This is a genomic window from Chryseobacterium sp. CBo1 (genome assembly GCF_001693475.1).
Classification (GTDB): Bacteria; Bacteroidota; Bacteroidia; order Flavobacteriales; family Weeksellaceae; genus Chryseobacterium; species Chryseobacterium formosense.
This window is the reverse complement of the sequence record NZ_MAUH01000034.1, coordinates 1-26,974: the sequence shown is the minus strand read 5'-3', so window position 1 is coordinate 26,974 and position 26,974 is coordinate 1. Positions and strand designations below refer to the sequence as shown.

The following is a 26,974-nucleotide window of genomic DNA, read 5'->3' as shown; positions in this document are numbered from 1 at the left end:
TATATCTCGCTGATTTGGGAAATTGCGCAGATTCAAATGAAAAAGATTTGAAGAATGGCTTTAAACTTCCATCACCCAACTTACCTCTTCCAGCTTTATACCAAACTGTTTTTATCAGCGTGATTGAGTTTAAAGAAAATAAAAGTAAGGATTGAAAAGGCTAATAAAGAACTACCTCCGTAACTGAAATATGGTAAAGGAATACCAACTGTCGGGAAAAGCCCCATAACCATTCCTAAATTGATTGAAAAGTGCATCAACAGGATCGAAGCAAAGCAATAGCCGAAAACCCTGTTAAATATCGATTTCTGTTTCTCTGCGAGGTAATAGATTCGACCGATGTAAATCATGTAACAAAAGACCAGAACGGCGCTTCCGACGAATCCCCATTCTTCTCCAACTGTACAAAATATATAATCGGTTTCCTGTTCAGGAACAAATTTACCTTGAGTAACAGAGCCTTCACGAAATCCTTTTCCAAACATTCCGCCGGAACCGATGGCTGTTTTAGAGTACAGTAAATTATACCCTGAAGTATCACGGAATTCTTTTTCACCTTTATATAAAACCTCAACACGCTCCTGTTGGTGCTTAGGAAGTTTTTCGAAAATAACCGGTGAAATAAATGACAATGCCGCCAAGAGAAGAACAATACCTACTCCCGGTAAAAGTGTATAAATATTTTTACGGAGAAAAGCCGCATTAAAAGCAAACCACAATCCGCCAATGATAATGATAAAAGTTGTGAAATACCAGAGACTCCATTTTAAGGGATCATTCAGGTAATTAGCAATTAAAAATACAGCTCCAAAAAGACCTCCGATAAGAAAAAGCTTTCCCGAAAGACCTTCTCTATATAAAGCAATGAAAAAAGCTGTAAAAACAAGTAACGAGCCAACATCAGGAATTGACAGCACCACTACGGCAGGAATACCAATAATGGCCAAAACCGTTATTAATGACCTTGTATCTTTAAGATTAAACTCTGTTCTCGAAACATAGCTTGCCAACATCAACGCTGTCCCGATCTTTGAGAATTCTACAGGCTGCATCGTAAAGCTTCCGAATTTATACCAGTTTTTCTGACCGAGAATTTCCGTTCCGAAAACATGAAGACCGGCAAGCATCAAAACCCCTCCGATATAAATAATTCCAGCCATGTTTTCGAAAAACTTGCTTCTGCTGACAAAAATAATGATGCCAACAAAGAGAGAAATTCCGAAGAAAATAAGTTGTTTTTTACCTAAAGCCTCATCAACACTGTAAATATTCGCAATAGCGAAAACGCAAAGCAAAAAGTACAATCCAAGCCCAAGTTTGTCTACTCCTTCTGTCCACTTCATGGTTTCTTAGGTTTTTGGGGGTTAGAATTCATTTTCTTTTGCAGTGCTTCTTTCTTTTTCTTAATCAGATTTAAGCTGTCCTGAATTCTTTTTAGCTTCAGCGAATCAGGTTTTGGTTCTACATACAAACCTTTTCTCTTTAAATCAGCAATCCACTGTCTTTTGTATTCAGGCATGAAACTCGACGTAATCATTTTTTTGTAAAGATGCTCACGTTTTAAGTCTCCTGTAATATATTTTTCAGCAATAACCGTACAAGCCGGACCCGCCCAGGTTGCTCCAAAACCTGCGTGTTCCATGACAGCAACCACAACAATTTTCGGTTTATCTGCAGGAGCGATCAATACAAAAATAGAGTTATCTTTTCCTTGCGGAACCTGCGCTGTTCCCGTTTTTGCTAACTGTGTGAAATCTTTAGACATTAGGCCTCTCGCAGTTCCACGTAGAACAACGGCTTCCATTCCTTTTAAAACAGGACCAAAATGTTTCGGATCTACTAAAGTTTTATGTTTAACCTTAAATCTAGGATCAGGATTTGGCCTCCCGTCAATCGCTTTTACGATGTGAGGAGTGTAATACCATCCACGGTTTGCAATCGCACCAACATAATTTGCCAACTGAATAGGCGTTACTAAAACATCTCCCTGCCCCATTCCGTTATAAATAGCTCCGGTTGACATTTCATCCCAGTTTTTATAATCTTTTTTGGTAGAGCCGCTTGCTTTAATAATGGCTTTAAATCTCCTTTCGTAAAAATCTCCGGAAGGAATTCTGCCTTTTGCACCAACAGCAAAATCATTATTTAAAAATTCTCCTACTCCAAAGCTGCTCATGATTTTTTTCCATTCATCAACTCCTTTTGAAGGATTTCCCGGATATTTTTTAATAATGGCAATAAATGCATACGTAAAGAAACAGTTACTGGAAACCTGAATAGAAGGAATCAACGGATCTGCTCCACCATGACCTTTAATTCTTTTACCTTTATAATAGAAACCTCCGCCACATGGGAAAATTGTATTTTCATCCATCACGCCCATCTGCATTGCTGCTAAAGCAGTCAGTAATTTAAATGTTGATCCGGGAGGATAACCCGCTTGTAAAGAACGGTCGAAAGTCGGTTTATTTTCATAAATCGTGTCTTTCGATAGAGCATATAAATTTTTTGATTTATAAGGGCCGGTAAAAAGATTCGGATCAATATCCGGTCCGGTTGCTGCAACCAGAACTTCACCATTATTTGGATCTAAAGCTACAACAGCACCGTGCTTATTCACCAACATTTCTTCGGCCATTCTCTGAAGATCGTAATCAATCGTCAGAGTAATATCTTTTCCGGTAATTACGTCTTTGTCTAACGAACCGTTTTTATAAGGGCCAACATTTCTAAGCTTAATATCTTTCTGAATATATTTTACACCTTTCACCCCACGAAGCTCTTTTTCGTAAGCCTTTTCTACACCCGTTTTACCGATGAGGTCACCGGGAAGGTAATAAGTAGAATCTTTTTTGATTTCCCTGTCGTTCACCTCACTTGTATAGCCCAAAAGATTTCCGGAAGTTGACACTTCATATTGTCTTTGCGGACGCTGAACAATACTGAATGCCGGATATTTAAATATAATTTCCTGAACTCTTGCAATCTCCTCCCTGCTCAGATCTTTAAAAAAAGTCATCGGGGTGAGCTTGGAATAATATTTTTCCTTTTTAATAAGCTTAATCTTATTGATAAATTCAGGTTTAGAAATCTTCATTAAATTACAGAAAGCCAGCGTATCAAAATCAGGTTTCATCAATGCCTGAGTGAAAGAAATTTCGTAAGCAGGCTGATTTCCCACCAGAATTTTACCGTTTCTGTCGAAAATAACTCCGCGCTGAGGAATTACATATTCAGTTTTAATAGACGTGTTGGCTGCGTTAAGTGCATAACGGTCTGTAAACAGCTGCAAATAAGAAAGCCTTGCTACAAAAATAAGAGCAATGACAATGAGAACGGTTAAGATTTTTATATGGCGTGCGTTCAAACTTTCTGTTTGATTTTAAAGATTAATGCGTAAACAATGATAAATATAAAGGAAATTACACTAGTTACCAACACATTAAGTAAGATTTCAAAAATTCTGCTGAATTTGAAAAACTCGATATACTGCACCAAAAGCTGATGCATAAAGATACTTGAAAACAGAAAGAGTAAAAACTGCGTCCATTGCAGAGACTGGAACGAAAAGAAATCTGTAGAAGTATCTGTAGACGTACGGAAAATCAACGTACGGAAATAAGCAATTACTGTAGTTGCCAAGGCATTGATTCCCCATGTACCCAGAAAACCATCTACGGAAAGCCCAATTAAAAAACTCAGAGCTAAGAACTGAAATTTATTTCTGAAAAAAGGATAAAACATGACAAAAACCGGATATAGAACCGGAGTAAATTTACCAAACAGCGTAATTCTGTTCAATACAAAAACTTGTAATGCCACCAAAAAAGCCATGATCAAAAGATCTGTAAATATCGTTCTGCTAATCATTTTCTTTTTTTATTACAGCTTGCATCGTGTCCTGAATCTTCTGAACCTCAGCTTTTTTAAGATTTTTAACAACGAAAACTTTATTTAAAGCTCCCATTTTTTCGCTTAATTCAACTGAAATATCCCAAAATCCTGTTTTATTGTCTACGGAATATCCTGCAACAGTTCCGATCATTACCCCTTTAGGAAATATCGCCGATTTCCCGTCGGTTTCTATGGTATCACCAATTTTCAGGGAAACATATTTTGGCACATCCGCCAAATGCATGACCCGAGAATTATCTCCTCTCCATGTAAGAGTTCCGAAATATCCTGAATTTTTAAGGGCAGCATTAATCCTGATTTTATTTACACTTAAAACGGATTGTACCAAAGCATAACTATCGGTAGAATTAATCACAATCCCGGCAATTCCTTTCGGAGCCATTACGCCCATCTGAGGATACACTCCGTCTCTTCTGCCTCGGTTGATTGTAAAATAGTTGTTTCTTCTGTTGATGCTGTTGAAAACAATTTCGCCATCTACAAAAGTATAGATTTGTCCGCCTCCTAAAGTATCGTGAACTTTTCTGAATACGGGATTTGCAGCACCTTGCTTTCCGTAAAGCTGTACCATTAAAGATTTGTTCTGTGCAACAAGATCTTCGTTTACCTGTTTTAGTTTAAGATAAGAAACTCCTTCATCAATCCCTCCCGAAACCCAGGAGTTGAAAGCCGCAGTTTGCCCGGCCAACCACGATTGCTGCATGGCATTTTTAGAGAATATCAAAATGAGAGCAATAATTTGCAGGAAAATAAAGAATACGAAAAGAGCATTCTTCGAAAATAATCTCAGCAAAAATCCCATTCAGATAAAGGTCGTAAAAAGTTAGAATTATTTAATTAAGAAATTGAATTTATCCATATTCTTAAGGGCAATACCAGTTCCGCGAACAACAGCTCTCAAAGGATCTTCTGCTACGAATACAGGAAGGCCTGTCTTTTTGTGTAATCTGTCTGCAAGACCTCTTAACAAAGCACCACCACCTGCAAGATAAATACCTGTTTTGTAAATATCTGCTGCCAATTCCGGCGGCGTAAGAGAAAGGGTTTCCATTACAGAATCTTCAATTCTGATAATTGATTTATCTAAAGCTCTTGCGATTTCCTTATAACCAACCATAATTTCTTTTGGTTTACCAGTGATAAGGTCTCTTCCTTGTACCGGAATATCATCGATATCTACATCAAGATCTTCAACAGCAGAACCTACTTCGATTTTCACTCTTTCAGCTGTTCTTTCTCCGATATATAAATTGTGGTGTGTTCTTAAGAAATAAGCAATATCATTGGTGAATACATCACCTGCAATTTTCACAGATTTATCACAAACAATACCTCCTAAAGCAACAACAGCGATTTCGGTAGTACCACCACCTATATCGATAATCATATTCCCTTCAGGTTTCTGTACATCAATACCAACTCCGATTGCAGCTGCCATTGGCTCGTAAATCAGGCGTACTTCTTTTGCGTTTACTTTCTGAGCAGAATCTCTTACCGCTCTTTTTTCAACTTCAGTAATTCCTGAAGGAATACAGATCACAATTCTTAAAGCAGGTTGAATGAATTTACCTTTAATTCCTGGAATTTTTTTGATAAATTCTTTAATCATGTGCTCAGAAGCATGAAAATCTGCAATTACTCCATCTTTTAACGGACGGATAGTTTTAATATCTTCATGGGTTTTACCCTGCATATGTTTAGCCTGCTCACCGACCGCAATAGGTCTGCCGGTGGAACGCTCAATTGCGACAATTGAAGGCTGGTCTATAACAATCTTATTATTATGTATGATAAGCGTGTTGGCAGTACCAAGGTCTATCGCAATCTCTTGCGTAAACATATCGAATAAACTCATAATTTCTGCTTGATTTAAGTTTACAAAGATATAAAATTCACAGTAGTAAAAAATAATTAACAAGAGATAATTTGGTTAAATTTTTATTAAAATTTACAAAGTACACAACCCTAACTGTTTCTATTTTTACCCAATCTAAATTTAGGTTTAAAATGGATTTTCATAGCTTTTTACGATAATTATCATACAGACTATCACAAGCTGCATCCATAAAAATTGCTTAAATTTGCGACTGCTTATGATACAGTATTCTAATATACATCAGACAACAAATTTCGCCGTATTATCGATCAGCTATGAGAAAGCTGATGTAGAGACGAGAGGGAAATTTGCATTTTTTGATGAAAACATCAAAAACTTTGTCACCCGAATTCATGATGAAAATTTAGGGGATGCTTTTGTGGTTTCTACATGCAACAGAACCGAAATTTACACCACTACTTCAAACTATCTTTTTGTAGCTGAAGAATATTGCAAAACAATTGGGGTGAATTTGTCAGATTTTCTTCAGTTTGCGAATATTTTAACAAAAGAAGAAGCTTTAAATCATTTATTCAGGGTTGCAGCAGGATTGGAAAGCCAGATCATAGGAGATTTTGAAATTATAGGACAAATTAAGAAAGCGTATGCACGTTTTAAAAAAGAAAGACAAAATTCGAATCCTTTTTTAGAACGATCTATTAATTCTGCTATTCAGATTTCAAAAAAAATAAAGAATGAAACCGGAATTTCAAACGGGGCGGCTTCTGTTTCGTATGCGGCGGTTCATTATATTTTAAATAATCAGAAAAGAATTACCGAAAAAAACATCCTTCTTCTGGGTGTTGGAGAGATCGGACAAAATACGGTAGAAAATTTAGTAAAACACGTTTACCAGCCTAAGATAAAAATTGCCAACCGAACTCAGGAAAAAGCAGCTAAGATCTCCGAGAAATACAATATTCCCAACATCGATTATCATGACTTTGAAAAGGAATTAGAAAATACAGATATTCTCATCGTTGCAACCGGAGCGAAAACGCCGATCATTAACAAATCACATTTAAAAAACGGAAAAGAAATTCTGATTATTGATCTTTCGATTCCGCATAATGTTGATAAAAATGTTTCGGAAGTTGAAAATGCTACTTTAATTGATGTGGATGAACTTTCAAAACAAATTCAGGAAACCATTCAGCAGCGTGAAAAAGAAATCCCAAAAGCGGAACTCATTATTAAAGAAATGACCAAAGATTTTCTGGAATGGGAGAAAAAGCGAAAACTGGCTCCGAACATCCATCATTTCAAAGCTGTTCTGAAAAATATGGAACGTAATGAAATGCACAATTTCTACAGAAAAAATAAATACATCAATATCAACGACATGGAGCTTTCTGATAAGATGATTCAGAAGATTACCAACCGTTTTGCAAAATATATTATCGACAACCCTTTGAAAGCCGAAGAAATTAGTAAATTAATGCACGAAATTTTAGTTGAACAACCCAATAACGAATTCAATGAAAAGCATTAGAATAGGAACCCGAAATTCAGCACTTGCACTTTGGCAGGCAAGAGAAGTTGCAAGACATTTGCAGAATCTAAACCATCTTACCGAGATTGTCCCGATTGTTTCTTCAGGCGATAAAAATCTTAATCAACCATTGTATTCATTAGGAATTACAGGAGTTTTCACAAGAGATTTAGATATTGCTTTGCTCAACGACGAGATCGATATCGCCGTACATTCGCTAAAGGATGTTCCGACAAAACTTCCGGAAAACATCGAAATCATTTCTTATCTCGAAAGAGATCATCCACAAGATGTTTTGATCAGAAGAAAATCGGCAATGAATAAAGAATTTCATGAGCTTAAATTGGCAACAAGCAGTTTAAGAAGACGAGCTTTTTGGTCTAAACATTATCCCGATACCGAGTTTTTTGACATCCGAGGAAATATACAAACCAGACTTCAGAAGCTGGAAGAGCAGGATTTTGATGCGACTATTTTATCTCTTGCCGGAATCAAGAGAATGAAAATGGATATCGATTACGAATTTATTCCGTTTATGATTCCTGCACCTTCACAAGGCGTGGTTGCAGTTGCGGGACATTCTGACAAAAAAGAAATCAACGACATTCTGAAACAGATTTCCCATAAAGAAACCCAGGCTTGTGTAGAAATGGAAAGAAATTTCCTGAGCACTTTGGAAGGGGGCTGTACTGCACCCATTGGAGCTTTTGCCGAAAAAATTGAAAATCAGATCAGATTTAAAGCGGCACTTTGCTCATTAGACGGGAAAAACTACATCGCAACCGATGAAAGTTTTGAGTATAACGAAGTAGAAAATTTTGGGGAAAAATTTGCCAATGTTGTTCTTGAAAACGGTGGAAAGGAATTGATGACCGAGATTAAAAGTCAGATTTAAGGTTTAGGTTTAAGCAAAATTAAGATTTATCCGAATCTTAACATTTCTTTATGTTTAAAGTACCTTCATGTTTAAAATTAATTTTTGAACTTTACAAAAATGTTTTCAATTCTAAATTTTAAGCCGATGAGAAAGTACTTTTCAATACTCATTTTTCTGTTTTTTGTTTTCACAGCGAATGCCCAAAATCAGTTTGCGCAAAAACTATCTGATGCAGCTTTGAGTTTAACACGAGATAAAGTCACTTATGATCCTGCGTATGTTTCGATTAAATATCCCAATGGTGATGTTGCTGCAGATAAAGGCGTTTGTACTGATGTGATCATCAGAGCTTACAGAAAACTTAGAATTGATTTGCAAAAAGAAGTACATGAAGATATGAAGAAAAACTTTTCTAAATATCCTAAAAAATTCGGTTTGAAAAAACCAGACACCAATATTGATCATAGGAGAGTTCCCAATCTGCAAGTTTTTTTTGCCAAATTCGGGAAATCAAAATCAACAGAAACCAAGCCCGAATTATATGTTCCCGGAGATATTGTAACCTGGCTTCTTCCCGGAAATTTAACGCACATCGGAATTGTAGTTAATAAAAAATCTGCAGACGGAAAAAGATATTTAATCGTTCATAATATCGGTGCCGGACAAGTTCTTGAAGACTGCTTGTTTAAATTTGATATTACCGGACATTATCAATATTCAAAATAATTCATGATGAAGAAGATAATTTTTGTTCTTTTTTTATTGATTTTAAATGTAAGCTTTGCACAGAATTCAGGTTTAAAAATTATTGAAAAACCCATTAATTATTCTGCAGAACGAATAGCTTTAAGTTTAGAATACCTGAAAGACCACCACGGTCTGAATCAAAAAAACCCGACCATTACTCCCAAAATGATTGTTTTGCATTACACTGCAGGTGGAACGGTCGAAAGCAATTTTAAATATTTCAATAAAACACATCTTGAAAGCGCAAGAAATACATTAAAAAAACAAAGTACTTTAAATGTTTCTTCGCAATTCATCATCGATCGCGACGGAACTATTTATCAATTGATGGAACCAACACAATTTGCAAGACATACGATTGGTTTAAATTATTGTGCTATCGGAGTTGAAAATATCGGAAGCAAAAAGCAACCTTTAACCGAAAAGCAGGTTGAAGCCAATGCACAACTGGTAAGATATTTAACTCAAAAGTATAAGATTGAATATCTCATCGGTCATTCAGAGTACGGAGTTTTCAGAAATTCTAAATTATGGAAGGAGTCTGACCCAAATTATTTTACCGGAAAAGAAGATCCCGGAAAAGACTTCATGAATAAAGTTAGACAGCAAGTTTCTGATTTAAAATTAAAAGATAAGCCAGCTAATTAGTTTTATAAAAGCGATAAAAAAGATTCAATATTTATTTTATAAATAATGAAGTTAACGACCACTTTGTCATTCCGTAGGAATCTCAGCAAAGCATTTAACATAAAATGTTTAGATTCCTACGGAATGACAAATAAACTGCTAAAAAAATAATGAAAATTTTATTTACCAAAATTTTAGACCCAAAATACATCTCCGAAAAATTAGGAAATGATATTTCGGTTGAATACATAGAGGTAATAAAAACAAAATCACTTTACGTAAGAAGTTTTGATTTAAAAAACAGCTCTCTTATTTTCACAAGCTCAAATGGGGTGAAATCTTTTTTTGAAAACGGTTTCAAGCCAAATGAAGATTTCACAGCCAAAAACTATAATAAAATCTATTGCGTTGGCGAAAAAACCAAAAGAGAACTTCGCAAAAACGGGTTTGGAACTTTTAAGGTGTTGAAAAATGCGGAAACGCTCTCTCAGTTCATTATTGAAAACTGCGTTCACGAAAAATTCATTCATTTTTGCGGAAATTTGGCAATTGATGTTTTGGATAATGAACTTCCGCTGCAGAATATTCAGTATAAAAAAGTCACAGTTTATCAAACAGAAGAGCTAAATCCCACGATACATGAAAAATATCATGCAATAGTTTTTTTTAGCCCAAGCGGAGTTCGTAGTTTTGCGAAAAATAATTCTTTGGAAAATGTAATCCTTTTTTCAATCGGAGAAACCACCTCCAAAGAACTAAAAAGACATACAAAATCAGAGATTTTCACGAGTAAAGAAAACACTCTGGCAAACCTGTTGTCGGTCATAAAAGAAACTTTAATGAAAATTAAACCTTAAAGAACACCGACAAGCATCAACTAAAATTATGATTAAAAACGACCTATATTTAAAAGCACTTCGTGGAGAAACCGTAGAAAGACCACCGGTTTGGATGATGAGACAGGCAGGAAGATATTTACCTGAATTCATTGCACTTCGTGATAAATATGACTTTTTTACGAGATGTCAGACTCCGGAACTGGCTTCTGAAATCACGGTACAGCCGATCAGAAGATTTCCTTTGGATGCAGCGATTTTGTTCTCTGATATTTTGGTAGTTCCTCAGGCGATGGGAATTGATTTCAAAATGAAAGAATCTGTCGGACCTTGGCTGGATAACCCGATCCGAACGATGGAAGATGTGAAGAATGTTGTTGTTCCCGATGTGAATGATACTTTAGGTTACGTTTTTGATGCGATTGAGCTTACTTTACAGAAATTAGACAACGAAATTCCTTTGATTGGTTTTGCGGGTTCTCCGTGGACGATTCTTTGCTATTGCGTAGAAGGAAAAGGAAGCAAAGCTTTTGATATTGCTAAATCTTTTTGTTTTCAGCAACCGGAAGCGGCGCATTTACTACTTCAGAAAATCACCGACACAACAATTGCTTATTTGAAAAGAAAAGTTGAAAAAGGAGTTTCCGCCGTTCAGGTTTTTGATTCTTGGGGCGGAATGCTTTCTCCGGCAGATTATCAGGAATTTTCATGGCAATATATCAATAAGATTGTTGAAGCATTGAGTCCGTTGACGCATGTGGTGGTTTTCGGAAAAGGATGCTGGTTTGCTTTGGATGACATGACAAAATCTAAAGCTTCAGCTTTGGGAGTTGACTGGACGGTGAGTCCAGAAATGGCAAGAAAGCTGACAAACAATTCAGTAACGTTACAAGGAAACTTTGATCCTGCAAGATTACATTCAAGCCCTGAAACCATCAAAAAAATGGTAACGGAAATGATCAACCGTTTCGGAAAAGATAAATACATCGCCAATTTAGGACACGGAATTTTACCTAATATTCCGGTGGAAAATGCGGAAGCGTTTATCAGAGCGGTGGTGGATTGGAAACCGAATGTTGAATTTTAATTCTCGTCGTTTTTGTGGATAATGCAGATTTTAAAATCAATTAAAATAAAATCCCTTTCAGCTATTTGAAAGGGATTTTTAATTCTAAATTTATTTTTATACATTTGATTATCAAATATTTTCTACAATGGACATTCAATCAAGAAAATTAGAATTCATACAGGATTTCCTTAAGCTTCAAAGTGAAGAAGTGATTGCTCAGTTTGAAAAATTACTAAAAAAAACCAAAAATATTGAAGAAGAAAATAAGCTCAAGGCATTAACTGTTGAAGAAATGAATGAAAGAATTTCTAAATCAGAGAGTGATTTTGAAAACAACAAGTTTAAAACAACTTCAGAACTTCTTTCAAAATATTCAAATTGAAATACAAAGTTATTTGGTCGGAATTTTCTGAAAAGCAGATTGATGAAATTTTCAATTATTACGAAAACACCTCGAAAAGTCATCAAGTTGCATTAAAAATTATAACCAGAATTCTTTTAGCACCTGAAAATTAATCCATAACCCTAAAATTTGGGCAAAGAGAATTGTTTTTAGAAAACAGAAGTATTCAATATCATTATATTGTAGAATCAAATTACAAAATAATTTATTCTATTGATGAAGGAAACAAGTATATTAAAATTGCTGATGTCTTTGATACAAGACAAAATCCGGAAAAGATAGAACGGGAAAAATAAAAAAATTTCAATTGGTTTTAGAAAAAGATTTTATTTATTATCTTTTAATTCAGATATTCTAAAATATTTTTCTTTTCAAGTTTAAATTCCTTCCCCGATTTAGTCTGGAATGTTATCATTTGACTATCGTCTATCACTTTTTTAACCTGACAAAAAGTATCGCCATTTATTTTATCGGTAATAATATTATTTACTTTGACAATCTTGTCACCCACATTCAATTCTGACAATTGTGGAATTTTTAGTTTATTCACAACAACCAAATGACCTTCAACAGGTGCAAAAGCAACTCCGAAACTATTGTAATCAGGAGTTTTATTTAAATTGTGAAGAATAATATTTTTAGAAATAAAATCTAATTCAACAAGAAAATTTTCCATAAATTTTGTCCCGATCAGATTTCGAGAATCAGTGCTGCTGTCAACAATCTGCTTTCCCAGAAATTTGTTATGTATCTCTGCATTCATCATATCAAGCTGCCTTTCGCCTTTACTCACACTACTTAAAGATTGCGACAAAAGTCCTTCAAAAATCAAAAAATCATCGTCTTTTACCAATTGATAAGATTTTGGATCCAACGTAAAGCCAGAACCTGCTCCCGTGTCAAAAAACATGTTAAAATTATGTTTTTTTATCTTAATACTAATTGTGGGAACATGGGTAAAATATTCTTCAGAAAATGGAATTGAAACGGATTGAACTGAATCTTCCAATAACTTATCTGAAACAACAATTGTTTTAGCTATAAAGTCAATTCGCCAAACTTTATTATTCATCATATTCGCTCCAAAAATCCCGCTGATTTTTTTACATGCACGAGAATTCATCCAACTTATATCAGCGAATGAAAAATTTATATTTTTAAATTTTAAATCAGACACTTTCAACTCATTGGTTGAGAAAACATCCATCGTAGATTTGGAACTGTTTGCATCCGTTGCTTCAAAAAGGACATTGCCTTTCTTTTCGTTCAACGAACCTTTTAGTTCGTCAGAAATTATCGTTAAAGCACCCGTATCAAAAACAAAATTGTGCTTCTTATTTTTAATATCAACATTGATGATGATTTTTCCGTCGATATAATCAAAAGGGATGGTTACAGCACTTACAAACAAAGGGAAAATTAAAAATGCAAAAGCATAAAGATTTTTATATTTCATCATAGCATAAAAAATAAAGACTGCCTCATAGAAACAGTCTGTTAATTATTAAGAAAGCATTCTTTGTGCTTTTTTCACACCTTCTACAAGCAAATCGATTTCATTAAACGTATTATAGACCGCAAAACTTGCCCGAACTGTTCCTGCGATATTAAAGAAATCCATGATCGGCTGTGTACAGTGATGCCCCGTTCTTACCGCAACGCCCATTTTATCAAGAATCATCCCTACATCGGAAGAAATACCGATTCCTTCGAGATTAAAGGAAACTACACCCGTTCTATGAGCTTTTTCGCCGTACACTTTTAAACCTTCAATTTCTAAAAGTTGTTTCTGAGCATATTCCAACAAAGCATTTTCGTGATTCTGAATATTCTGTTGTCCTATTTTTTTAATGAAATCAACCGCTGCTCCTAAAGCAATATTTCCACCAACATTTGGAGTTCCCGCTTCATATTTAAAAGGTAAACCTGCGTAAGTTGTACTGTCAAATGAACAAACCGCAATCATTTCTCCTCCACCATGGAAAGGCGGCAAATTTTCAAGAATTTCCTGTTTTCCGTATAAAATCCCGGTTCCCATCGGAGCGTACATTTTATGTCCTGAAAACACAAAGAAATCACAATCTAATTTCTGAACATCAATGCTAAAATGTGGAGCAGACTGTGCGCCATCGATAACGATATATGCATCTGAATTAGCTCTTGTCTTAGCAATAATTTCTTCAACAGGATTTACAATTCCCAAAGCATTGGAAACCTGATTTACGGATACTACTTTCGTTTTTTCGCTTAAAAACTCGTCTAAATAATCCAACTGTAAGATCCCGTTTTCATCAATTGGGATCACCCTTAATTTTGCTCCTGTTCTTTCACAAAGCAATTGCCATGGAACAATATTGGAGTGATGCTCAAGGTAAGAAATAATGATCTCATCGTCTTTTTTTAATCTTGAAGTTAAAATATAGGAGATGAGGTTTAATCCTTCCGTTGTTCCTTTGGTGAAAATAACTTCAAAATCATGTTTAGCATTGATGAACTTTTGGATTTTTCTTCTTGAAAGTTCCATTTCTTCGGTCGCCAACTGACTTAAAGTATGAATTCCGCGATGCACATTTGCATTGATCTCTGTATAATATTGACTCCAAACTTCTAAAACTGAGTTCGGTTTCTGAGAGGTTGCTGCATTATCTAAGTAAACCAAAGGCTTACCGTTCACTTCCTGATTTAATATAGAAAACTGACTTCTGATTTCCTGAATGTCAAACATTTATTAAAATTTTAATTAAAACGTTCTTTATTTAGAACCCATCAAATTTACGGCTTTTTTTCGGATTCTTGTTTGATGGTGATTGTTGAGAGCTGATAGAAAGATTCGATGGATTAGATGAACTTATTTTAATTATTTTAACGCTAAGAATGGAAAATTATATTGTAAATTTTTAATCCTAAAATTTAATATTATCAGGGACGCAAAGTTTTTCTAACTACTATATTTTTAGTTTCACAAAGCCGTTTGACTACGTCGAATCTTCGATTTCACTTATAAAAAGACACGGAAATGTTTAAACTGATAACGTTTGCTTTTAATCATAAAAAAACCTGCCAAAAAATTGACAGGTTCTATATTTTAAATAAGAAATTCTTATTCTGCTGAAGCTTCCGCTGCTTCTGGAGCCGCTCCTTCTTCAGTTGCAACTTCTTCATCCTCATCATCATCCTGTGCTGCTGCACCACCTTTCATTGCATTTCTAGACATCTTAACAGCCACAACAACTGCGTTGTCAGGGTGCATGAAAGAATATCCTTCTGTTTTGATGCTACCTACATAAAGTTTGTTACCAATTTTCAATGGAGTAACATCTACAACTACCTCATCAGGTAAGTTTGCAGGGATTGCTTTTACTTTTAGTTTTCTGAAAGACTGACGTAGAACACCACCAGCTACAACACCTTTAGAACGACCAGTAATTCTTACAGGAACCTCCATAATTACAGGCTTATCATCTGATAATCTGTAGAAGTCTGCGTGAATAATTTTGTCTGTAATTGGGTGGAACTGAATATCCTGAAGAACAGCCGGAATAGTTTGTCCGTCAACCTCAATAGATACCGTGTGTGCTTCAGGAGTATATACCAAACCTTTGAACGCTTTCTCTTCTGCAGAGAAGTTCAATGGCTCACCACCTCCGTAAACAACACAAGGAACTAATTCAGCATCACGTAAAGCTTTTGTAGACTTTTTGCCCACGCTTTCTCTTTTTGTACCTTGAATTGTAATAGATTTCATTTATAAAAAATTTAAAAAATTGTTTTCAATTTAATTTGCAACAAATTAATTATCAATTAGATAACAAACTTACTACTGATTGATTGATGCTCGTGCACCATCTTCATCACATCTGCAAATAATGGGGCGCAAGATAGCACTTTTATTTTAGATGACAAATTAGTTTTTACAGGAATTGAGTCAGTTACAATAACTTCCAATAATTTTGAGTTCTCAATATTGTCGTAAGCCTTTCCTGAAAGCACTCCGTGAGTAGCCATTGCTCTTACAGATTTTGCTCCTTTTTCCATCAATATATCTGCAGCTTTGCAAAGTGTACCCGCAGTATCGATCATATCGTCGATAAGAATAACGTTTTTCCCTTCAACATCCCCGATAAGGAACATTTCTTCTACAACGTTTGCTTTTTTTCTTTCTTTGTAAGCAATTACAACATCAGCGCCAATGTGACCTGCATAATTTTTCGCTCTTTTCGCACCTCCCATATCCGGAGAAGCAATGGTAAGATTATCAAGGTTAAGATTTTTGATGTAATCAACGAAAATAGTAGAAGCATACAAATGATCCACAGGAATTTCGAAGAATCCCTGAATCTGATCTGCATGCAAATCCATCGTCATTACTCTTGTAGCACCTGCAGCGGTTAAAAGATTTGCAACCAGTTTAGCCCCGATTGGTGCTCTTGGCTTGTCTTTTCTGTCTTGTCTTGCCAAACCGAAATATGGAAGTACGACAGTAATACTTTTTGCAGAAGCTCTTTTCGAAGCGTCAATCATTAGAAGCAACTCTAAAAGATTGTCTGCAGGCGGGAATGTCGACCCGATAAGGAAAACTCTTCCTCCTCTTACAGATTCGTCTAAAACAGGTTCAAACTCTCCGTCGCTAAACTCCTGAAAGTTGATTTTCCCTAATTCTTTCCCATAATGTTGGGCAATTTTTTCTGCAAGATCCTTACTCGTTCTTGTAGAAAACAGATAACTTAACTGATCGGCCATTTTTACTTTTTAAAGATTTTGCAAATTTAAAAAAAAACCACAAGAATCAATCCTGTGGTTTCTAAGTTTTTATATTTCCTGAATATTAAGGGAATGTCACCCCTGAATATTTATTCGGATCTACTTGTGGTAAAGTAGATTTGTATTTCGCATTAATTGATTTGATAAATTCATTCGCAACAATAGCATAACCTCTACCCGTAAGATGAACTCCGTCTAAAGAGAATGTTCCTCCGGTTACGAAAGTAGCAGTATACTTCACACCATTCCACGAAATTCCTGATTTAGAATTCAATTCTGTCATTTTAGCATTCATATCAACAAAAGCAAGCCCTTTTGATTCCGCCAAACTTTTGATTGTTGCGTTATAAGAAGTAGTAGCTGTTATAACTTTTGCCGCTTCAGCTTCCGTTAGCACCAATTTATCTTCCAAAGGAACTGAAGTACCTCCACCAGCTTGAGGCGTAAGCACTGCACTTGCCGTTAGTAAGATATAATCTTTTGCTGTCGTTTGTCTGTACTTTGGTAATCCAGGAACCGTTGACAAATCTTTATCTGCAATAACAGCTCCGTTGGCTACAGTTCCTGCCGTGAATTTGATCAGTCTTTTCTGATATTCCGCATCGTTGATTGCTCCTAAAGATTTAGCCTGCGCCAACCCTGCATTATAAGCAGCATACCCTCCATTTAACTGAGCAACTTGCGCATCCGTAAGATTTGTAAGCGGCATTGCCGGAACTCTTGTGAAAAACGGAACGCTTGTTACGTTAGGAATATTTGCTACGATCCCTTTTCTGGTAGTTCCGGAAGGGAAAACCGTGTTGACTAAAGCAGTATAAGTATTTGTAAAACCTACTCCTACAGCTCCGTCTACCGGAGTAATAGGATTTGAACCGTCTCCTCCTGTTGTTGCATATCCTAATACATCATTATTCCCGATCCATAAAGAAACAAAAGTAGGATTCTGAGCCAGAGCGTCACCAACAACCGAAGCTGTAGTAGACGAAGCAAATCGTACAAAGTAAGGATTCGCAAGACCTAGAGAAAGACCAGCAGGATTACCATATCCGGGCGCAAGTAAATGAGAGGTTTTAGCTCCGGGTACACCCATGTTTTGATATGGCCCACCTGATTTGACATCGTCTAAGGCCGCAGCAGGCGCATTTGCAACGGGGCTTAATGCTCCGTTAACCATTTTCAATTCAAGTTTCCCTGGAAATCCCGGCAAACCAATAAATCCGCCAACGTTATTTGACATTAATGGCTGCTTAAATTCTCCACCTCCTGCAAGTTTCATCTGCATAGCGATCATACTTGGAAAAGATTCATTTTGTCCACCTGAATAAAGTGTACCATCTCTGTAGCCCGAAGTAAGCGAATTTCCCAAAGAAATAAATTTCGAGAAATCTGCCTCACCTTTCGTTACGACTATATCCTGTACATCAGTATCAAAATCTGTTTCGCAGCTTGTTGTAAAAAGAAGTGCAGAAACAGCGATTGTAGATATTATTATTTTTTTCATAATTTAAATTTAAAAAGCATTATACGATAAACCAAGACCAAAATAGAACGCTTTTGCTTTCGCTTGGCCGTAGAATCCTAAATAGTCATTTTTCACATCTCTGCTTTGTGGCATTACGTAACCACCTGCAACATCAACTCCGAATTTATTAAACTTAAAGCCTAAACCTCCTGTTAAAACAAAAGAATCGAAAGAAGGCGTCTCAGGAATAAAGTCTTCATCAGAATATGGAGATTCATCATAATAAGCTCCCAAACGACCAAAAATCATATTACTGAACGCATACTGAGTTCCCAATCTTACCGTTTTTGAATTTTTAAAATTCTTTGGCGCAACCAAAACCGTAGGATCTGCCTGATTTCCAATCGGAGCATTAGCAAAATCTAAAGTCAACTGACTGTATCTTTCCCAACCATGATAGTTAAAATCGGCAGAAATTAGCCATTTTGGTGTTACCTTATAGGTCATACCGATTGTATATTCTTCAACTAAAGGTAAAGTTGCTGTAAACGCATCCTGTCCGTTTGCATTCAGACCTAAAAGTCCGTTTACCGTAGTCTGAGCAGGAACTCTGAAAGTTGCAGTTCCTTTTTTAGCTTTCATATCAACCGGTGAACGATATGCAATACTCAGATCAAATTTAGGATCCGGTCGGAAATAGAAACCAAAACCATAACCATGACCTGTTGCTTTATCATCATTAATATTAACCGTTCCTCCAAATTGAGTTACCGCTTTATCCCAGTCTACTTTTCCGGTAGCATAAATATAACTTGCTCCGAAAGACAACCAGTCTGCCATTTTCACGGAAACCATCGGCTGGAAATAAAAGCTTTTTAGCTCAAGCTTCTGCACCATTTCTCTTCCTTCCCAATCGTATGGATATTGAATTGTACTTCCGAAAGGCGTAGAAAAACTAAAACCAATTGATAATTTATCAATCGGCTTGTAGGCAATCGCCGCATAAATCGGGGTACCGATAGGATTATCTGTTTCTGTACTGTTTAAAGTGTTTAGATTCTGAAAAGTAACTTTATTACTTGCTCCGAAGCCTCCTGCAACAACACTCAGTTTAGAAGGAATGAATGACATACCTGCCGGATTAAAGAATGCAACACTCGCATCTTCAGCATGAGCACTGGTGTGCGCCATTGCCAATTGCTTCACCCCCTGCAAAGAAACTCTAAAGCCTCCTGCGTAAGACAAAACTCCAGCCAATAAAGCAGTTGATACTAATATTTTTTTCATAGACTATTATTATATACCCAAATATAAAATTATTTTAGATACACCTGTTAATAAATCTTAATATTTTAAACTAAGCGCCAAAAGAAAACTATGTTTAAAATAACATTCAATACATAAAATACAATATCTTTTTGAATTACAAACAATTAAACATCAAAAAATCACACATTAATGATGATGTTTAATATTAAACAAATTCAAAAATTAATATTTAGTACATTTGGAATTGTATAAAGATAAAAATCAATAAATTTGCAAGATTAAACAAATTATAATATGAGTTGTGGATGTAAAACATCCGGCGATTCTGCACATTCTTGCGGAACTAAATCTGCGAATGGCTGTGAAAGTGTAAATACCTGCGGTAATAGTTATAAATTAAGTGTTTTCGATTGGCTGTCTGACGTACAAAATCCTGCGCAAACCAGGTGTGATTTTGTAGAAGTTAGATTTAAAAATGACAGAAAATCGTTTTTTAAGAATGTCAATAACATTCCTTTACATATAGGTAGCGTAGTAACAGTAGAATCGAGTCCGGGACATGATGTAGGCGTAGTAAGCCTCACAGGGGAATTGGTAAAAATTCAGATGAAGAAGAAAAGATCTTCAGAAGACAATGCCCTCAAAATATATAGATTAGCCAACCAAAAAGATATTGAGGTTTGGCAGGAAGCAAGAAAAAAAGAAGAAAATGTAAAAATTGAGGCTCGAAAAATTTCGCATCGATTAGGTCTTGAAATGAAGATAACCGATGTTGAATATCAAGGTGATTCTTCTAAAGTTACATTTTACTACACTGCCGATAATCGCGTGGATTTCAGAATGTTGATTAAAGAATTTGCGGGAGCTTTCCGTACAAAAATCGACATGAAACAGATTGGCTTCAGACAGGAAGCGGCAAAAGTTGGAGGTATCGGTTCATGCGGAAGAGAACTTTGTTGCTCTACATGGCTTACCGATTTCAGATCGGTAAACACCAATGTTGCAAGATACCAGCAACTAAGCATTAATCCTCAGAAATTAGCCGGACAATGTGGTAAACTGAAATGTTGTCTGAACTACGAATTAGACAGTTATCTTGATGCTTTAAGTCATTTTCCGTCTTCATCAACCGTTCTTGACACCGAAAAAGGTCGGGCGTTTTGTATAAAAATCGATGTTTTCAAAAAGAAAATGTGGTTTGCATATGTTGACAGCTCAATGGCTTGGTACGATTTCGATGTAGATTTGGTTAAAAAACTGATTTCAAAAAATAAAAGAGGTGAAAAAACGTTACCTCTCGAAGATTTGAAACAGCCGGAACTTTCTCTGCAAACTGTAGATTTAATTCAGGAAAACAGTGTTGACCGTTTTGAAAAGAAAAGAGGTTTCAATAAAAACAGAAACCAAAACCAGAATTCAAATCAAAACAGACCTAACAACAATCAAAATCCGGGACAAAAAAAGAACAGACCGGACAGAAACGATAAACCGGAGAGAACTGACAAGGGTGAAAGACAGGACAGACCGATGAGATCTGAAAAACCTCAGAAACCAAATCAGAATAATAATCAGAAACCTCAAAAAGAACAACAGCCAAAACCACAGTTGGAAAAAGTGGAAGCTGTAAATAATGATGCTGAGAAAAAACCTCAAAATCAACAACCCAAAAAGAAGTTCAAAAAGAAATTCCCTCCAAAAAAAGATAACAATGCATAAAATCTCAGGATTTTTTCTCCTTATTTTTTTGGTAAGCTGCAATGCTTCCGAAGAAAATGTTGTGATGAACAATGTTGATAACAAATGGGATAAGAAGACCGAACAAAAATTTAATCTTGAAATTTCGGATCCGCAAAATCCTAAAAATCTTATATTTGTTGTAAGAAATAACAACGAATATCCTTACAGCAATATAAGGTTCATTGTAAATCTTACCGATCCTAAAACCAAAGCCAGGCAAACCGATACATTGAATTATGTTTTGGCAAAACCAAATGGAGAATGGCTGGGAACGGGATTTGGAGAAGTAAAAGAGACTTTATTTCAGTATAAACTGAATTATAAATTTCCTGAAAAAGGCAATTATGAAATTTCTGTTGCTCAGGCAATGAGAAACGATAATCTTCCGGGAATAGAAGATTTAGGAATAAAAGTAGAAACGGCAAAAACCGTAAGTACAAATGGAACAAAATAAGCAAAATACAGGAAACAAGGGAAAAACGTTCCCGCTTCCTCCTAAAAAGAACCAAAAAAGCACAGCCTGGAAGAGGTGGGTGAAATTTATCTGGATTGGTTTCATTGCAGTAGTTTTAGGAATTTCAGGACTTTTCTTTGCAGTTTCCCAAGGTTTTCTTGGCGAAATGCCTGATGTAAAAGAACTTGAAAACCCGGATATTTATGTTGCCTCTGAAATTTATTCTTCGGACGGCGTTCTTTTAGGTAAATTCGAAAAAGAAAAAACTCAGCCGGTTGAATACAAATCGCTCCCTCCATATCTTATTTATGCATTGTATGCAAAAGAAGATGAGCGTTTTAAGGAACATTCTGGCATTGATTTACAATCTGTTGTACGAGCTGTAGCATTTAGAGGAGGAAGAGGCGGTGGATCTACGGTTACCCAACAGTTGGCTAAATTACTTTTCACTGGCAAAAGGTCAGACAATAAAGTAAAAGCGGTTATACAAAAACTAAAAGAATGGGTTGTTGCTGTAAGTCTTGAAAAACGCTATACGAAAGAAGAAATTATTACATTATATTTTAACAAGTTTGATTTTTTATATAATGCTAATGGTGTAGAAATGGCATCAAAAATATATTTCAATAAAACAACTGCAGAACTAACTCTACCAGAAGCTGCAATGTTTGTTGCAATGCTCGAAAATCCAGTTAAAAATAATCCGATGCGTAATCCTGAACGAGCTAAATTCAGAAGAGATGTTGTATTGGAGCAGATGCTTAAAACTGAATATATAGATAAAGAAACTTTTGATAAAGCTGTAGGAACTCCGATTACTTTAGATTATCATCCAATTAAAAATATCACTGATGACTACTCTGCGTATTATAAGTTTTATTTGAAAAAGGAAATAGACACCTATCTTAAAGATTACGAAAAAGAAACAGGTAAACCATTAAATCTTTTTAAAGACGGTTTAAAAATATATGTTACGCTGGATTCTAAAATGCAGAAATATGCCGAGGAGTCTATTAAAGAACACTTAACCGATCTTCAGAAAAGGTTTGATGCAGAACAAAGAGGTAGAAAAAACAGGCCTTTTTATTACCTAAATGATCAACAGGCACACAATGTAATGATGCAGGCCGTAAAAAGAACAGGTCGTTACAAACAGTTGAGTAGAGCCGGAGTTTCTGAAGATTCAATTATGATGGAATTCAGAAAGCCTATAAAAATGTCAAGATTTACATGGGCCGGGGAAGAAGAAGTTGAAATGAGTCCGTGGGATTCTATCAGATACCATAAACAAATTGCACAGGCTGGCTTAATGTCTATGGTTCCCGGAACAGGTGAAATTAAAGCCTGGGTTGGAGGAATTGATTGGCAACACTTCCAATATGATCACATCAAACAAGGAAAAAGACAGGTTGGTTCAACCTTCAAACCTTTCGTTTATGCGACTGCGATTATGAAATTAGGCTTAACACCTTGTTCAACAATCTCAAACGCAAGCTTCAATAAAGGAAGTTACCATGTTCCTGGAAGAGGCGGAATGTTGACATTAAAAGACGCTTTAGCACATTCTCAAAACCCTGTAGCACTAAGACTGGCTGAAATGTCAGGAACGCAAAGTGTTATTCAAACGGCGAGAGACTTAGGGGTTACTGAAGAAATTTCCACAAGTTTACCGATGGCTTTAGGGGCTTCAGATATTACCATTTACGAAATGGTTGGAGCTTACAGCACATTTGCCAACTACGGAAATTACAACAAACCGGAAATGATCTGGAGAATTGAAGACGTAAACGGAAGAGTTATAAAAGAAGTCATTTCTGAACCTAAAGAAGTAATGAACCCTAATTACGCTTACACCATGATTGAATTGATGAAGGGTGTTGCACAATACGGAACTGCATCAGGTGAATTAGGAAGAAAAGGAATATCTAAAGCGGTAGAAATTGCCGGTAAAACGGGAACAACCCAGAATAATTCCGACGGTTGGTTTATGGGAATTGTACCTAAACTTGCAACCGGAGCTTGGGTTGGTTGGGAAGACAGAGCAACACACTTCTGGGGAACCGGTGAAGGACAAGGAGCAAAAATGGCGCTTCCGATCTGGGCAATTTTCATGAAGAAAGTCTGGGCCGATAAAAGCTTAAAAATATCTCCTGACGATAAATTCGTAAAACCTCTCGACTGGAAAGACGGATGCAGTAATCTTCAGGGACTTGGTGGCGGATACGGCGACGACGGCGGGCTTCAGACCATTGATGATCTGAAAAACCCTCGCCCTGCAGAAACAGGACCGAAGAACAATTCCGGTAAGAAAGAAGACAACGTCAATGAACATCTGAACACCAGTGAAGATATTGACTTTAACAAATAAAATTCTTTATAATAATCATAAGACCTTTCAATTACTGAAGGGTCTTTTTTGTTTTCTGTTTTAATATCTTTGAAACATGAATATTGATCAAATTACTCAGCCTTTTATTGACATGTTTCCAGGTGATTTTTCAGGAAATCCAATGCAGAGAAATACGCCTAAAGTTCTTTTTTCGACAGTAAATCCTGTTGGCTTTGACAACCCAAAACTGGTTGCATTTAATCAAAAACTTTCAGAAGAAATAGGATTGGGAAAATTTCAAGAAAGTGACATTAATTTTTTAGCAGCAACAAATTTATCTGAAAAAATAAAGACTTACGCAACGGCTTATGCAGGACATCAGTTCGGAAACTGGGCAGGCCAGTTAGGAGACGGTAGAGCCATTCTCGCCGGAGAAATCACCAATAAAAACGGTAAAAAAAACGAAATTCAATGGAAAGGTGCGGGAGCAACTCCTTATTCCCGTCATGCAGACGGAAGAGCCGTTCTAAGATCTTCTGTTCGGGAATATCTGATGAGTGAAGCAATGCATCATTTAGGAATTCCTACAACCAGAGCTTTGAGTTTAGCATTTACAGGAGAAAATGTGGTTCGCGATATCATGTACAGCGGAAATCCTCAGGAAGAAAAAGGTGCAGTAATCATTAGAACTGCTGAAAGTTTTCTCCGTTTTGGTCATTTTGAACTGATGTCTGCCCAGAAAGAAATTAACACATTAATCGATCTTACCGATTTCACTATTGAAAATTATTTTAAAGATATTAAACCTGAAGGCGAACAAAAATACCAGGCGTTTTTCAGTGAAGTTTGCAAGAGAACAGCCGATTTAATGGTTGAATGGTTCAGAGTTGGATTTGTACATGGGGTGATGAATACCGATAATATGTCTATTTTAGGCTTAACGATTGACTACGGACCGTATTCGATGATGGATGAATATGATCTCAATTTCACACCAAATACCACGGATCTTCCGGGAAGAAGATATGCTTTCGGAAAGCAGGGGCAAATATCGCAATGGAATCTCTGGCAATTGGCAAATGCGCTTTTTCCTTTGATAAAAGATGAAAAATTTCTGGAAGAAACATTAAATAATTATGGTAATTATTTTTGGGAGACACATGACAAAATGCTTTGCAGGAAATTTGGTTTTGATGAGCTAAAGAAAGATGATGAAGAATTTTTTACAAATTGGCAGGCTTTAATGCAGGAGTTACAGTTGGATTACACTTTGTTCTTTAATCAATTGGAAAAGCTTGATGAAAATTCTGATATTAAACATCTTTTTTCATCAGTTTCGTATGGATTTTTAGACGAATCAAAAACTCAAAAACTTGAACATTTTATTTCATCTTACGAGTCGAGATTACGAGAAAATAAAATTTCGAAAAAAGAATCTTTAGATTTAATGAAGAAAACTAATCCTAAATTTATCCTGAGAAACTACCTTTTGTACGAATGTATTGAAGAAATCAACAACGGAAAAACTGAAATGCTCGAAAAACTTACCAAGGCTTTGGAAAATCCATATGAAGAAATATTTCCTGAATTATCTATAAAAAGACCATCAGGATATGATGATGTTTCAGGATGCTCGATGTTGTCTTGTAGTTCATAAATATATCTAACTCACCTTTTCAGGTGGGTTTTTTATTTTACTTTTGCAAAAAATAAATTAGTGTCATTCAAATCTAAATTTTTAAACTTTTTTAAGATCGTTTTTCCGTCTTCATGGGCAGAATTCGGCTTATTTGTACTCTTTATTCTCGCTTACGGAATTTTCGGAACTTATTTAGCACAGCATTACCGCATTATTTTTGATGCAAGAATTCCTTGGGATGGGTATTTTAGTTTCGACAATAAAGCCATCGTTATGAGCGGCGGAAGCTTTGAAAGACACCCACTCTCCTATTATTTTTTCAACTGGATTCGTGAACTGGCATTTTATATTTCAGGCGGAAAAACAGGAAGCAATTTCAGACTAACATTGGCTTGGCTGAGCAACATCACAATCAGTTTAAGTTTAATTCAGATTTTTAAATATTTAAAAAATATTATTCAGCTTCCTTTAGGTTTAAATATTCTGATCGTAGCTTTTTTCAGTATTTTTTCAACGAATATTTTGCTTTCTTTCACTCCGGAAACGTATACTTACACTCTATTTTTATTGGTTTTATTTAATTATTATACCGCAATAAAATTTAAAAAAGATCAAAAAATAGCCGGTTCAGCTTTAGTGTTAGCAGGAATTACCGTTGGTGGATTAACGGTTACCAATATTGTTAAAGTTTTTATTCCCATCGCGTTTGAAAAAGGCCTTTTTAAAAGCTGGAAAAAATTTGGGAATGCCGTTTTCAGAGTTTCACTTACCTGCGTGGCTTTTATTGCGCTTTATCTTTACAGAATTGATTTTAAATACTCAAATATTCTGTCAAAATCAGGCGAACAATACGAGAAATTCTCTAATGTAAAATCTACTCCGACATGGGATATGATTTACTCTTACTTTTTTGGTGGCAGTATTCTTTTCCCAAGTTTCTTTATCCGTGAAAAGCACAATATGAAAGGTTTTTATTACAAAGCACTTTTCATGGATGTTTACACTTCAATCGTTCCTTATATTTTTATAGGATTACTTTTAATTTTAATATTCTGGAGCTATTTCAGAAATTTTAAAAACAAGCTTGCTCAGATTGTAATGCTTTCTATGTTTGTTGACATTTTAATTCATTGTGTTTTGAGATTCGGGCTTCACACGTCATACATTTATGGCGGTCATTTTGTTTTTGCATTTCCGATTATGTTGGGCTGGCTGTTTTTTTCTTACCGAAATTCTCCGAAGATGGTATCTTTATTAACAGTTTTACTTGCTATAATGTTCACTTTCTTGCTTTTCAATAATTATGTAAGAATGTGGGAATTTTATGATTTTGTAAATCAATATTACAGATAAAAAAGAGGCTGTCTCAAAAGGGCAGTCTTTTTTCGTGTTGAGTTGAAAAAAAAATCTTTTTTCAGGTTTTATTTTTTGAAAAATATAATTTTTTGAAAAACTCGAAGAATAAAATTGAAAAATCCAAT

At 35.6% G+C, this 26,974-nt stretch carries 23 protein-coding genes; 12 read left to right on the top strand and 11 right to left on the bottom strand.

Annotated features, from left to right (window positions below):
- Nucleotides 1-95: 95 nt before the first annotated feature.
- The 5 genes from rodA to BA768_RS14990 are packed head-to-tail and all read right to left on the bottom strand — an operon-like array spanning nucleotide 96 to nucleotide 5,770.
- On the bottom strand, nucleotides 96-1,343 hold the full coding sequence (gene rodA, locus BA768_RS15010) for a rod shape-determining protein RodA (protein WP_034677776.1): 1,248 nt from the start codon (nucleotides 1,341-1,343) through the stop codon (nucleotides 96-98).
- Nucleotides 1,340-3,367: a peptidoglycan D,D-transpeptidase FtsI family protein gene (locus BA768_RS15005; RefSeq protein WP_065721413.1), complete on the bottom strand. Its 2,028-nt coding sequence runs from the start codon at nucleotides 3,365-3,367 to the stop codon at nucleotides 1,340-1,342. Before BA768_RS15005 ends, rodA begins: the two co-directional genes overlap by 4 nt.
- Complete coding sequence (locus BA768_RS15000; RefSeq protein WP_034677774.1) at nucleotides 3,364-3,870, bottom strand: hypothetical protein; 507 nt, start codon at nucleotides 3,868-3,870, stop codon at nucleotides 3,364-3,366. The genes BA768_RS15005 and BA768_RS15000 overlap by 4 nt, the downstream gene beginning before the upstream one ends.
- Complete coding sequence (gene mreC, locus BA768_RS14995) at nucleotides 3,863-4,717, bottom strand: rod shape-determining protein MreC (protein WP_034677773.1); 855 nt, start codon at nucleotides 4,715-4,717, stop codon at nucleotides 3,863-3,865. Before mreC ends, BA768_RS15000 begins: the two co-directional genes overlap by 8 nt.
- 27 nt (nucleotides 4,718-4,744) lie before the next feature.
- Nucleotides 4,745-5,770, bottom strand: coding sequence for a rod shape-determining protein (locus BA768_RS14990; RefSeq protein WP_034677772.1), 1,026 nt, complete (start codon nucleotides 5,768-5,770; stop codon nucleotides 4,745-4,747).
- Between the two features lie 238 nt (nucleotides 5,771-6,008).
- Between BA768_RS14990 and hemA the strand changes: the two genes are divergently transcribed.
- The 7 genes from hemA (at nucleotide 6,009) to BA768_RS14955 (ending at nucleotide 11,821) form a co-directional block, all read left to right on the top strand.
- Nucleotides 6,009-7,283 carry a glutamyl-tRNA reductase gene (gene hemA / locus BA768_RS14985; protein WP_034677771.1) on the top strand — a complete coding sequence of 425 codons (1,275 nt, stop codon included), beginning with the start codon at nucleotides 6,009-6,011 and terminating at the stop codon, nucleotides 7,281-7,283.
- Nucleotides 7,270-8,178: a hydroxymethylbilane synthase gene (hemC, locus tag BA768_RS14980; RefSeq protein ID WP_034677769.1), complete on the top strand. Its 909-nt coding sequence runs from the start codon at nucleotides 7,270-7,272 to the stop codon at nucleotides 8,176-8,178. The genes hemA and hemC overlap by 14 nt, the downstream gene beginning before the upstream one ends.
- 126 nt (nucleotides 8,179-8,304) lie before the next feature.
- Entirely contained in the window at nucleotides 8,305-8,886 is a 582-nt protein-coding gene (locus BA768_RS14975; protein WP_065721541.1) for a DUF1287 domain-containing protein, read from the top strand.
- A gap of 6 nt (nucleotides 8,887-8,892) precedes the next feature.
- Nucleotides 8,893-9,555 (top strand): peptidoglycan recognition family protein, encoded by a 663-nt coding sequence (locus BA768_RS14970; protein ID WP_034678279.1) that lies wholly within the window; start codon nucleotides 8,893-8,895, stop codon nucleotides 9,553-9,555.
- A 149-nt stretch (nucleotides 9,556-9,704) separates the two neighbouring features.
- Entirely contained in the window at nucleotides 9,705-10,391 is a 687-nt protein-coding gene (locus tag BA768_RS14965; protein WP_034677766.1) for a uroporphyrinogen-III synthase, read from the top strand.
- A 28-nt stretch (nucleotides 10,392-10,419) separates the two neighbouring features.
- Nucleotides 10,420-11,457, top strand: coding sequence for a uroporphyrinogen decarboxylase (gene hemE / locus BA768_RS14960; RefSeq protein ID WP_065721412.1), 1,038 nt, complete (start codon nucleotides 10,420-10,422; stop codon nucleotides 11,455-11,457).
- A gap of 127 nt (nucleotides 11,458-11,584) precedes the next feature.
- Nucleotides 11,585-11,821 (top strand): hypothetical protein, encoded by a 237-nt coding sequence (locus tag BA768_RS14955; RefSeq protein ID WP_034677763.1) that lies wholly within the window; start codon nucleotides 11,585-11,587, stop codon nucleotides 11,819-11,821.
- A 361-nt stretch (nucleotides 11,822-12,182) separates the two neighbouring features.
- Here BA768_RS14955 and BA768_RS14945 read toward each other — a convergent pair whose 3' ends face one another.
- The 6 genes from BA768_RS14945 to BA768_RS14920 all read right to left on the bottom strand — a co-directional run bounded on the left by BA768_RS14945 (nucleotide 12,183) and on the right by BA768_RS14920 (nucleotide 19,352).
- Nucleotides 12,183-13,301, bottom strand: a complete 1,119-nt coding sequence (locus BA768_RS14945; protein ID WP_065721411.1) for an aspartyl protease family protein — start codon at nucleotides 13,299-13,301, stop codon at nucleotides 12,183-12,185.
- A gap of 45 nt (nucleotides 13,302-13,346) precedes the next feature.
- On the bottom strand, nucleotides 13,347-14,567 hold the full coding sequence (locus BA768_RS14940; protein ID WP_065721410.1) for an aminotransferase class V-fold PLP-dependent enzyme: 1,221 nt from the start codon (nucleotides 14,565-14,567) through the stop codon (nucleotides 13,347-13,349).
- A 375-nt stretch (nucleotides 14,568-14,942) separates the two neighbouring features.
- Nucleotides 14,943-15,587 (bottom strand): 50S ribosomal protein L25/general stress protein Ctc, encoded by a 645-nt coding sequence (locus BA768_RS14935; RefSeq protein WP_034677756.1) that lies wholly within the window; start codon nucleotides 15,585-15,587, stop codon nucleotides 14,943-14,945.
- A 56-nt stretch (nucleotides 15,588-15,643) separates the two neighbouring features.
- Nucleotides 15,644-16,582 carry a ribose-phosphate pyrophosphokinase gene (locus BA768_RS14930; RefSeq protein ID WP_034677754.1) on the bottom strand — a complete coding sequence of 313 codons (939 nt, stop codon included), beginning with the start codon at nucleotides 16,580-16,582 and terminating at the stop codon, nucleotides 15,644-15,646.
- An 85-nt stretch (nucleotides 16,583-16,667) separates the two neighbouring features.
- Nucleotides 16,668-18,104 (bottom strand): G-D-S-L family lipolytic protein, encoded by a 1,437-nt coding sequence (locus BA768_RS14925; RefSeq protein WP_065721409.1) that lies wholly within the window; start codon nucleotides 18,102-18,104, stop codon nucleotides 16,668-16,670.
- A gap of 9 nt (nucleotides 18,105-18,113) precedes the next feature.
- Nucleotides 18,114-19,352 (bottom strand): OmpP1/FadL family transporter, encoded by a 1,239-nt coding sequence (locus BA768_RS14920; RefSeq protein WP_034677752.1) that lies wholly within the window; start codon nucleotides 19,350-19,352, stop codon nucleotides 18,114-18,116.
- Nucleotides 19,353-19,628: 276 nt separating this feature from the next.
- On the opposite strand from BA768_RS14920, the gene ricT reads away from it, so the two are divergent.
- The 5 genes from ricT to BA768_RS14895 all read left to right on the top strand — a co-directional run bounded on the left by ricT (nucleotide 19,629) and on the right by BA768_RS14895 (nucleotide 26,846).
- On the top strand, nucleotides 19,629-21,050 hold the full coding sequence (ricT, locus tag BA768_RS14915; RefSeq protein ID WP_065721408.1) for a stage 0 sporulation family protein: 1,422 nt from the start codon (nucleotides 19,629-19,631) through the stop codon (nucleotides 21,048-21,050).
- Entirely contained in the window at nucleotides 21,043-21,525 is a 483-nt protein-coding gene (locus tag BA768_RS14910) for a gliding motility lipoprotein GldH (protein WP_034677750.1), read from the top strand. Before ricT ends, BA768_RS14910 begins: the two co-directional genes overlap by 8 nt.
- Nucleotides 21,512-23,893 (top strand): penicillin-binding protein 1A, encoded by a 2,382-nt coding sequence (locus BA768_RS14905; RefSeq protein WP_065721407.1) that lies wholly within the window; start codon nucleotides 21,512-21,514, stop codon nucleotides 23,891-23,893. Before BA768_RS14910 ends, BA768_RS14905 begins: the two co-directional genes overlap by 14 nt.
- 76 nt (nucleotides 23,894-23,969) lie before the next feature.
- Nucleotides 23,970-25,511: a protein adenylyltransferase SelO gene (locus tag BA768_RS14900; protein ID WP_065721406.1), complete on the top strand. Its 1,542-nt coding sequence runs from the start codon at nucleotides 23,970-23,972 to the stop codon at nucleotides 25,509-25,511.
- 60 nt (nucleotides 25,512-25,571) lie between these two features.
- The gene (locus tag BA768_RS14895) at nucleotides 25,572-26,846 is read left to right on the top strand and encodes a DUF6080 domain-containing protein (RefSeq protein WP_065721405.1); all 1,275 of its coding nucleotides are present in this window, start codon (nucleotides 25,572-25,574) and stop codon (nucleotides 26,844-26,846) included.
- The last annotated feature ends 128 nt before the right edge of the window (nucleotides 26,847-26,974 follow it).

Bases quoted from the DNA above. Each gene is read 5' to 3' on its own strand.
- BA768_RS14940 (WP_065721410.1), bottom strand. From the start codon at position 14,567: ATGTTTGACATTCAGGAAATCAGAAGTCAGTTTTCTATATTAAATCAG.
- BA768_RS14990 (WP_034677772.1), bottom strand. From the start codon at position 5,770: ATGAGTTTATTCGATATGTTTACGCAAGAGATTGCGATAGACCTTGGT.
- mreC (WP_034677773.1), bottom strand. From the start codon at position 4,717: ATGGGATTTTTGCTGAGATTATTTTCGAAGAATGCTCTTTTCGTATTC.
- BA768_RS14965 (WP_034677766.1), top strand. From the start codon at position 9,705: ATGAAAATTTTATTTACCAAAATTTTAGACCCAAAATACATCTCCGAA.
- ricT (WP_065721408.1), top strand. From the start codon at position 19,629: ATGAGTTGTGGATGTAAAACATCCGGCGATTCTGCACATTCTTGCGGA.
- BA768_RS14955 (WP_034677763.1), top strand. From the start codon at position 11,585: ATGGACATTCAATCAAGAAAATTAGAATTCATACAGGATTTCCTTAAG.
- BA768_RS14935 (WP_034677756.1), bottom strand. From the start codon at position 15,587: ATGAAATCTATTACAATTCAAGGTACAAAAAGAGAAAGCGTGGGCAAA.
- BA768_RS14970 (WP_034678279.1), top strand. From the start codon at position 8,893: ATGAAGAAGATAATTTTTGTTCTTTTTTTATTGATTTTAAATGTAAGC.
- BA768_RS14920 (WP_034677752.1), bottom strand. From the start codon at position 19,352: ATGAAAAAAATATTAGTATCAACTGCTTTATTGGCTGGAGTTTTGTCT.
- hemE (WP_065721412.1), top strand. From the start codon at position 10,420: ATGATTAAAAACGACCTATATTTAAAAGCACTTCGTGGAGAAACCGTA.
- BA768_RS14905 (WP_065721407.1), top strand. From the start codon at position 21,512: ATGGAACAAAATAAGCAAAATACAGGAAACAAGGGAAAAACGTTCCCG.
- BA768_RS14945 (WP_065721411.1), bottom strand. From the start codon at position 13,301: ATGATGAAATATAAAAATCTTTATGCTTTTGCATTTTTAATTTTCCCT.
- BA768_RS14975 (WP_065721541.1), top strand. From the start codon at position 8,305: ATGAGAAAGTACTTTTCAATACTCATTTTTCTGTTTTTTGTTTTCACA.
- hemA (WP_034677771.1), top strand. From the start codon at position 6,009: ATGATACAGTATTCTAATATACATCAGACAACAAATTTCGCCGTATTA.
- BA768_RS14925 (WP_065721409.1), bottom strand. From the start codon at position 18,104: ATGAAAAAAATAATAATATCTACAATCGCTGTTTCTGCACTTCTTTTT.
- BA768_RS14930 (WP_034677754.1), bottom strand. From the start codon at position 16,582: ATGGCCGATCAGTTAAGTTATCTGTTTTCTACAAGAACGAGTAAGGAT.
- BA768_RS14910 (WP_034677750.1), top strand. From the start codon at position 21,043: ATGCATAAAATCTCAGGATTTTTTCTCCTTATTTTTTTGGTAAGCTGC.
- BA768_RS15000 (WP_034677774.1), bottom strand. From the start codon at position 3,870: ATGATTAGCAGAACGATATTTACAGATCTTTTGATCATGGCTTTTTTG.
- BA768_RS14900 (WP_065721406.1), top strand. From the start codon at position 23,970: ATGAATATTGATCAAATTACTCAGCCTTTTATTGACATGTTTCCAGGT.
- rodA (WP_034677776.1), bottom strand. From the start codon at position 1,343: ATGAAGTGGACAGAAGGAGTAGACAAACTTGGGCTTGGATTGTACTTT.
- hemC (WP_034677769.1), top strand. From the start codon at position 7,270: ATGAAAAGCATTAGAATAGGAACCCGAAATTCAGCACTTGCACTTTGG.